We start from the raw sequence: 7529 nt of genomic DNA, 5'->3' as shown, positions 1-7529 counted from the left end.
TTCCTGCTCACTTTTCTACATCCGACAACAACAGCAGTAAAAAATCAAGAAAAAAATTCTACTTTTGAAGTGTACTGAAAATGGGGAGCTTACACAAATCTACCTAGTAATTTTAATTAATCTGGATTTTAATTAGTATAATAATTTTATTCAACAGTATAAAATTCAATTTATTATATAATTAACAATAAGATAAAAAAAGATAAACATTTAAGCTTCTGCTAATTTTTTCAACATACCATTGAAAATTAATCCGTGAAATGGTAAAACGGAATACCAATATAACCTTCCAGATACACCAAGAGGACGAAATGTTGCTTTTTGATGCAATACCCCATCTTTGATATGAAATTCTAACCAAGCTTCTCCAGGAACTTTCATTTCCGCAAAAAGTAAAAGACGTTTTTCTTCTTTGCTAGCATACAAAACGCGCCAAAAATCTAGAGAATCTCCTGCTTCTAATTCGCTGTTATTCCTCCTGCCTCTTCTCAAACCCACTCCTCCAAAAATTTTATCAAGAAACCCTCTTATTTTCCATAGAAAATTTGCATAATACCAACCTGTTTTACCACCAATCCTGAAAACTCTATCAATTACAGCATCTTCATTATGAATTTTAATTTTTCTAAAATCCTTGAAACAACCTTTTTCTGGAACTTCTAGATATTGCCAAACATTTCTATTATGAAATTTATTTGCAAAAGAATCATACCAACTGCTTAAAACATCATTTTGCTTAATTTTATCAAAAGCCATATTAATGGCTTCTTTGTAAGAAAATAAATGAATACCTAAATCAGAAGCCAAGGAATTGGGTTTTGCAATCACATCAACTTTCATGCTATCAACCAAATTTATTGCCAAAGAATAGGTAGTAGAAGTAATGAAATATAACCAATATGACGAAAGTCTAGGAGTCATTACCGGAACCATAAATATCCATCTTTTAAGACCACGCACTTCGGCATATTGCATTAGCATTTCTTTATAGGTAAGAACATCATTACTTGCAATATCATAATTTTTATTATACGTTTTTTCTACACCCAAAACTTTGGTTAAAAATTGTATTACATTTCTAATTCCGATTGGTTGACATTTCGTTTTCAACCATTTTGGAGCTACCATAATTGGTAATTTTTCGACTAGATCTCTTATAATTTCAAAGGAAGCACTTCCTGAACCCACAATGATGCCCGCCCTTAAACACGTTAAAGCATATTTTTCACTTTTTAATGCGTGTTCTACATTTTTTCTTGATTGAAGATGTTTTGAAAGTTTATCTTCGTTGATAATTCCAGTAAGAAAAACAACCTGTTTAACATTTGTTTTCTCTAATGTTTTTCTAAAATTTTCTGCAGATTTTTTTTCTTTTTCTAAAAAATCGCCATCACTTGAGGACATTGAATGTATCAAATAATAAGCAAAATCTATATCCTTAGGAATATTTTTGAGCGTAGATTCATTCAAAAAATCATTTTCTAACACTTCAATTTTATCAAGATGACTAGTATATAATTTAAGGCCAAATCTTTTTTTATCTCTTACTGAGCAAACAACATCATGACCTTCTTCTAATAACTGAATCAGAAGTCTTTTACCAATATAACCCGTAGCACCAGTGAGAAATATTTTCATGAAATTATTATTTTTTCTAAAATCTTATATCTACTTTCGAAGATAAATTTAACCCTGTTAACCACCATACTTCCAGCAAGAACATCACCTAATATTCCCAATGGAAGTTTAAAATTGACGATATCAGTCATTAAAACTTTTCCTTCAGAGGTTTCAGTAAAATGATGCTCATGATGCCACATGGCATAGGGACCAAAACGCTGTTCATCAACAAAAAACTTTTTTTCCTGTAAATGCGTGATTTCGGTAATCCAATTACTAGAAATTAAAGGAAGTATTCCTATTTTATAGGTAATAATTTGTCCAGCGTATGTTGTATCAGCAGGATTATTCGTAATACTGAACTTCATTTCTTCAGGGGTAATTTTATCTAAATTCTTAGGAAGCGTAAAAAAATCCCACGCTTTTTCTAAAGAAATTGGTAGAATTTGTTCTGAAGTTAACGTATAAATACCGGATTGTTTTTTAATTGAAATTTTCATTGAAAAAACTAATTTTTGATAGATAGAGGATAATTAAATTTTCTTCTTAAATACTCAAACAGAACTACACTAGAGTATAACATGGTAAAACAATAAAAGCTATCTTCTAAAGGCATAGTTCCCACACGAATTCCTAAGTTTTCATCATTATTATAATACACCACAGGGCTATCGGTAAACATTCCTGTAAGTGCAGAATTGACTAAAAAAAACGGAACATAAATTAAAATAAAACTCAAATAAAATCTACGAGCATATTCCCATTGAGTCAATATTTGAAACAACATAAGCAAAGCAAAAAGTCCAAAACTTGAAGCGGTGTAAATTTTGTCTAAATTCCAAACAAAAACGCAAAAACTTACCATGAATAATAAAATACTAATACCTTGTGTTACTTTCTTTGTAAGCTTAATTGTTGGAAAAAAATATTCTAAGGAATAATGTATAAAATTACTTGCATAAGGAATTAATAAGAAAAAGAGCCATTCTTCTAGTGGGAGTTTAAACAATCGAAATCCGACTAAATATTGATCATTAAATCCCCAAACATTTTGATACGCAAAGTAAATATCCCAAAGAATAAAGAAAAAACCCACAATAAATATTGCTGAGAAAAAAGGCTTCCAAAAACGAATAAAATTCATCCATTTCTTTTCAAAACTAAAAAGAAAAGGAACTACAAAACTCGAAATATCTAAAAATAAATATAAGTACTTTTCCAAAATTTAAGTTATGAAATTGACATTTTAGCTTCTCTAAAATATTTCATGGGAACATATAACATCCCGAAGCATTCTCCATCTTCTTTACCAAGATGTTTGTGGTGAATTTTGTGAGCTTTTCTTAATCCACGGAAATACCAATTGTTTGTTTTATCAAACCACTTAAATCGTCTATGAATCAGCACATCGTGAATTAAAAAATAAGCAATTCCATACATCAGGATTCCTAAACCAATGAAAAACATAAAGTTAATACCATTCACTGTTCCGAAATAGAACAATAGCATACTAGGGATAGCAAATACAACAAAGAAAAAATCATTTTTTTCAAAAACATGAGGATAACCCGGTTGATGATGATCTTCGTGAAAATACCAACCCAAACCATGCATAATGTATTTGTGTGTTAGCCAAGTAACACCTTCCATTGTTACAAAAACCGAAAGAGTGATGAGTAAAAATTGTATTGCTTCCATTTTTTAGATTTCAAAATATTTTTTTATAAAAATGATGAGATCATCATCCCCACAATTTTTGTAATTTTTCATAATAAACTCTTTATCCGTCTTCATATTTTCGTCATAACCTAATAATTTAGGCGTTTTTTCCTGAGAAATATACCTCATTAGTCTAATTTCCACATTATTTGGCTCTTTCTTCACAGCATCTTCCAGTAATTTCTTTCCCTTTTTGAAATATGAATATTTGCTTATTGGATTACCGGCATATTTCGCCATAAAAAAATTCCCAACAGCATAAAAAGCTTCATAAATTGGTTTGTTAGTAGTTTCATAAGCGTATTTCGATTTATTAATCAAATTTTTACTCACTTCTTCTGATGTTTCTCCTTTTTGAAGGTAAGTTCTTAGTTCCGATAAGCTTTGAGATTTAAAAAATCCAAAACTAAATACCAGTAAAAAAAGTAATTTTTTCATCTTACCAAATTAAAGTTTTTTGCTAAAATCATTTCACCAAGAAGATAAATTTTTCTGGCATTTGAAACACTTATCCTTTTTTGCATGAGGACTTCCGGCTTACACTTCTTAATTTTTTTAAACAAATTGGTATAGTATTTATATGCCATAAAAACTGCTAATTTAGAAGACATTGGAAGCATTTTAATTCCTATTAAAGCATGTTCAAAATCTTTTGCAATATCTTTTTCAATCTCTAATTTATCCTGAAGTGAGAAATTTCTAAAATTCACATTAGGAAAATAAGTTCTTCCTAAGTCACAAAAATCTGCATTAATATCCCTTAAAAAATTAATTTTTTGAAAAGCTGCTCCTAAGCTTTGTGCATAAGGTTTTAATTTTTCATACTCTTCAGAATTACCATCAACAAATACTTTTAAACACATAAGTCCAACCACTTCGGCACTTCCATAAATATATTCATTGTATTTTTCATCATTTAAATCTTTGATTTCACCCAAATCCATTCTCATAGAATGCAGAAAAGCATCTACCAAATCCTGAGAAATATTTTTTTCTTTCTGAGTTTTACAAAACGAATGTAAAATTGGATTTAAAGAAATGCCATTTTGTAAACCATTGCGATAATTTCTCTCAAATTCATCAAGCAGTTTTGCTTTATCATAATCATGAAAGGTATCTACAATTTCGTCTGCAAAACGTACAAATCCGTAAATATTGTAGATATGCTGACGAATTTCTGGCTTGAATAAAGTAGAAGCGCGAGAAAAAGACGTGCTGTATTTTTCGGTAACCATTTTTGAGGTTAATCCAGAAACCTGATTAAAAATTTGGAAATTACTCATGATTTTTTGTTTTATTCTATGGAATCTGTGTGTTTTAAAATATAATCCGTAACTACTTTACCTGAGATTAATGCAGGTGGTACACCTGGTCCAGGAACGGTTAATTGACCTGTATAAAAGAAATTCTTTAAATTTTTATTCTTAATACTTGGTCTCAAAATTGAAGTTTGCATTAAGGTATTCGCCAAACCATAAGCATTACCTCTACACGAATGATAACGCTCTTTAAAATCATTAACTCCAAAAGATTTTTTGAAAAGAATAGCATCACTCAAATCTTCTCCAGTGCATTTTTTAATTCGATCCAATATAATTTGAAAATATTTCTCGTGAATCTCTTTGTTATCTTCTAAATCTACCGCAACCGGAATTAAGAAAAATCCCACTTCTTTGCCTTCTTCACAAAAACTATCATCTGTTTTGCTTGAAAAATTTGCATAGAACAATGGTTTTTTAGGCAATTCTTTGGTGTCATAAATTTCTTTTGCATGAAGTTCAAAATCGGTATCAAAAAATAAATTATGATGCAGGAGATTCTTCACTTTTCTATTGAATGCCACATAGTACAAAAATGAACTTGGCGCAAAGGTTTTCTTTTTCCAATATTCTTCAGAATAATTTCTGTTGCCATTTAACAATTTTTCGGTATGTGCATAATCTGCTCCAGAAATAAAAACATCTGCCTCGTAGATTCCATTTTTAGTAATAACTTTTTTCACTTTATTTTCAGAGCTTACAATCTCAGTAACTTCTTCGTTTACTCTGAATTCTACCCCTAATTCTCTTGCTAGTTTCACCATACCCAGTGCCACAGCATTAAAACCTCCTTTCGGATACCAAGTACCCAATCCGAAATCGGCATGATTCATAAAATTGTAAAAAGCAGGCGTTTTATTGGGTTTTGCACCAAGAAAAAGAACAGGAAACTCCAAAATACTCGTTAGTTTAGGATTTTTAATATTCTTTTTTACCTGTTGAGAAATATTTTTTACAAAAAGATTTAAGCGCTTTGCTGTTTCCAGGGAAACTACTTCCAAAAGTGAAAGCCCCGGATTGTAAACCAAGTCCTGCATCGCAATACGATAATTTTCTTTGGCTTCATCCATAAATCTTTTCAAATGTTTACCACTTCCTTTTTCAACTTTTTCAAAAGTGTTAATAATTTGTTCGGGAGTATCTTCAATATCAATAAAATCATTTTCTCCAAAAACAACTCTGTACGCAGGAGAAAGCTTTTCTAATTGATAATAATCGTAAACTTTTCTGCCAAAATCTGAGAAAAATCTCTCAAAAATATCCGGCATCCAATACCAACTTGGTCCCATATCAAACTTGAAACCATCAATTTCTATCATTGACGCTCTACCTCCTAACTGCTCGTTTTTCTCCAATACCGTAACTTCATAACCAGCTTTCGCCATATAACAGGCAGAAGCAAGGGAAGAAAATCCTGAACCAATTATAACTACTTTTTTCAAAATCAATTTTTATTTAACGGTTTAATTGAAAGATTATTTACATATTATAATACATTCTCATAATGATGCCCGAAATACTCTTTTTTAGTTTTCAGATAAGAATGATTAATTTCATTAGGCGCTATAATCAAAGGAATTCTTCTTTTCAGTTTAATATCGCTTTGTTCTACATATTTTGCTTTCTCTGGATTATTCGTTAAAAGATTAATCTCCTTTACTTCCAAAATTTTCAGCATATCTATAGCAACATTAAAATCTCTAGCATCTGCAGGTAATCCTAATTGCAGATTAGCTTCAACCGTGTCAAGACCTAATTCCTGTAGTTCATAAGCTCTGATTTTATTAATAATGCCGATATTCCTACCTTCCTGACGAAGATACAAAATTATACCGCCATTTTCTTGCATATATTTCATTGCAGCATCTAATTGCTGACCACATTCACATTTTTTTGAATGAAAAATTTCTCCTGTAATACATTCCGAATGAAAACGAACATTAACAGGTTTTGTAAAATCTGTATTTTCTGCAATCATCGCAATATGAGGCATCCAATTTTCGTCATTATCCGAAAAAGCAACCATTTTGAAGTCCCCAAAATCAGTTGGTAGATTGGCTTTTGCTTGTGGTTTTATCATGTCATTAATTTTATAAATTATTTTTATTGTACAAATATATACCAATTATTAAATACTTAGTAAAATATTTTACTATTTTTGTCATAGATAAATTTTATTAACAACAGAAAGTATACATATAAAACATAATCAAATGAAAAACAAGGAGTTAAATTCAGATTATTTACTATCTCTTTATGGAGATTATTTATTAGAAAACAGAGAAAGACCTAAAAGCGTCTACAGTTTTGCGAAGGAAAACAAATTTGAAGAAAAAGAATTCTATCAATTTTTTTCAAGTTTTGATCATTTAGAAAAAGAAATCTTGAAACATTTTTTTCAAAAATCACTAGACCTGACTATAGAAATACAAGGCTATGAAGAAATGAGTGCTAAAGAAAGATTATTGAATCTTTATTTTATCTTTTTTGAAAATCTAACGATGAACAGGTCTTTGGTTACAATGATTTTAGAAAAAAGAGATTTAACAACGTTACAAAAAATGCAAAAACTAAAATCTGAGCATCAGGCATTTATTAAAACATTAGACTTTAATGATTTAGAAATTTTAGAAAAGGCAAAAGAATCATTTAAAAATTTCAACTCTAAATCTAGAGAAGAAATCCTTTGGTTGCACTTTTTATCTATTATAGAATTTTGGCAAAAAGACGAATCACCAAACTTTGAAAAAACGGATTTGTACATAGAAAAAACGATAGACACTGGTTTTCAGTTTATAGACCATGAGCCTTTGAAGAAGTTTGTAGACTTAGGAAAATTTTTGTGGAAAGAGAAGTTTCAAAAAATTTAAA

9 protein-coding genes are annotated in these 7529 nt (G+C 29.9%); 1 reads left to right on the top strand and 8 read right to left on the bottom strand.

Annotated features, from left to right (window positions below):
• Positions 1-210: 210 nt before the first annotated feature.
• Genes RT037_RS11760 through ribA form a run of 8 tightly spaced genes read right to left on the bottom strand, consistent with a single transcriptional unit; the run spans position 211 to position 6738 of the window.
• A complete protein-coding gene (locus RT037_RS11760; RefSeq protein WP_313031486.1) occupies positions 211-1638 on the bottom strand; it encodes an SDR family oxidoreductase in 1428 nt (475 codons plus the stop codon).
• A complete protein-coding gene (locus tag RT037_RS11755; RefSeq protein WP_313031483.1) occupies positions 1635-2120 on the bottom strand; it encodes an SRPBCC family protein in 486 nt (161 codons plus the stop codon). Before RT037_RS11755 ends, RT037_RS11760 begins: the two co-directional genes overlap by 4 nt.
• A gap of 8 nt (positions 2121-2128) precedes the next feature.
• On the bottom strand, positions 2129-2842 hold the full coding sequence (locus RT037_RS11750) for a lycopene cyclase domain-containing protein (RefSeq protein WP_313031481.1): 714 nt from the start codon (positions 2840-2842) through the stop codon (positions 2129-2131).
• An 8-nt stretch (positions 2843-2850) separates the two neighbouring features.
• Complete coding sequence (locus RT037_RS11745; protein WP_313031478.1) at positions 2851-3318, bottom strand: sterol desaturase family protein; 468 nt, start codon at positions 3316-3318, stop codon at positions 2851-2853.
• 3 nt (positions 3319-3321) lie between these two features.
• Positions 3322-3777: a hypothetical protein gene (locus RT037_RS11740; RefSeq protein WP_313031477.1), complete on the bottom strand. Its 456-nt coding sequence runs from the start codon at positions 3775-3777 to the stop codon at positions 3322-3324.
• Positions 3774-4622, bottom strand: a complete 849-nt coding sequence (locus tag RT037_RS11735; protein WP_313031473.1) for a phytoene/squalene synthase family protein — start codon at positions 4620-4622, stop codon at positions 3774-3776. The genes RT037_RS11740 and RT037_RS11735 overlap by 4 nt, the downstream gene beginning before the upstream one ends.
• Before the next feature lie 11 nt (positions 4623-4633).
• Positions 4634-6103 carry a phytoene desaturase family protein gene (locus RT037_RS11730; protein ID WP_313031493.1) on the bottom strand — a complete coding sequence of 490 codons (1470 nt, stop codon included), beginning with the start codon at positions 6101-6103 and terminating at the stop codon, positions 4634-4636.
• A 41-nt stretch (positions 6104-6144) separates the two neighbouring features.
• The gene (gene ribA, locus RT037_RS11725; RefSeq protein ID WP_313031470.1) at positions 6145-6738 is read right to left on the bottom strand and encodes a GTP cyclohydrolase II; all 594 of its coding nucleotides are present in this window, start codon (positions 6736-6738) and stop codon (positions 6145-6147) included.
• A gap of 133 nt (positions 6739-6871) precedes the next feature.
• Between ribA and RT037_RS11720 the strand changes: the two genes are divergently transcribed.
• The gene (locus RT037_RS11720; RefSeq protein ID WP_313031466.1) at positions 6872-7528 is read left to right on the top strand and encodes a TetR/AcrR family transcriptional regulator; all 657 of its coding nucleotides are present in this window, start codon (positions 6872-6874) and stop codon (positions 7526-7528) included.
• The last annotated feature ends 1 nt before the right edge of the window (position 7529 follow it).

Origin of the sequence: Soonwooa sp. (assembly GCF_032062245.1) — a bacterium.
Lineage (GTDB): Bacteria > Bacteroidota > Bacteroidia > Flavobacteriales > Weeksellaceae > Soonwooa.
This window is presented reverse-complemented; position numbering and strand designations above follow the sequence as displayed.

What these genes read in the sequence shown, in the direction of transcription:
- RT037_RS11760 (WP_313031486.1), bottom strand. Translation starts at nt 1,638, where the DNA reads ATGAAAATATTTCTCACTGGTGCTACGGGTTATATTGGTAAAAGACTT.
- RT037_RS11755 (WP_313031483.1), bottom strand. Translation starts at nt 2,120, where the DNA reads ATGAAAATTTCAATTAAAAAACAATCCGGTATTTATACGTTAACTTCA.
- RT037_RS11745 (WP_313031478.1), bottom strand. Translation starts at nt 3,318, where the DNA reads ATGGAAGCAATACAATTTTTACTCATCACTCTTTCGGTTTTTGTAACA.
- RT037_RS11740 (WP_313031477.1), bottom strand. Translation starts at nt 3,777, where the DNA reads ATGAAAAAATTACTTTTTTTACTGGTATTTAGTTTTGGATTTTTTAAA.
- RT037_RS11735 (WP_313031473.1), bottom strand. Translation starts at nt 4,622, where the DNA reads ATGAGTAATTTCCAAATTTTTAATCAGGTTTCTGGATTAACCTCAAAA.
- ribA (WP_313031470.1), bottom strand. Translation starts at nt 6,738, where the DNA reads ATGATAAAACCACAAGCAAAAGCCAATCTACCAACTGATTTTGGGGAC.
- RT037_RS11720 (WP_313031466.1), top strand. Translation starts at nt 6,872, where the DNA reads ATGAAAAACAAGGAGTTAAATTCAGATTATTTACTATCTCTTTATGGA.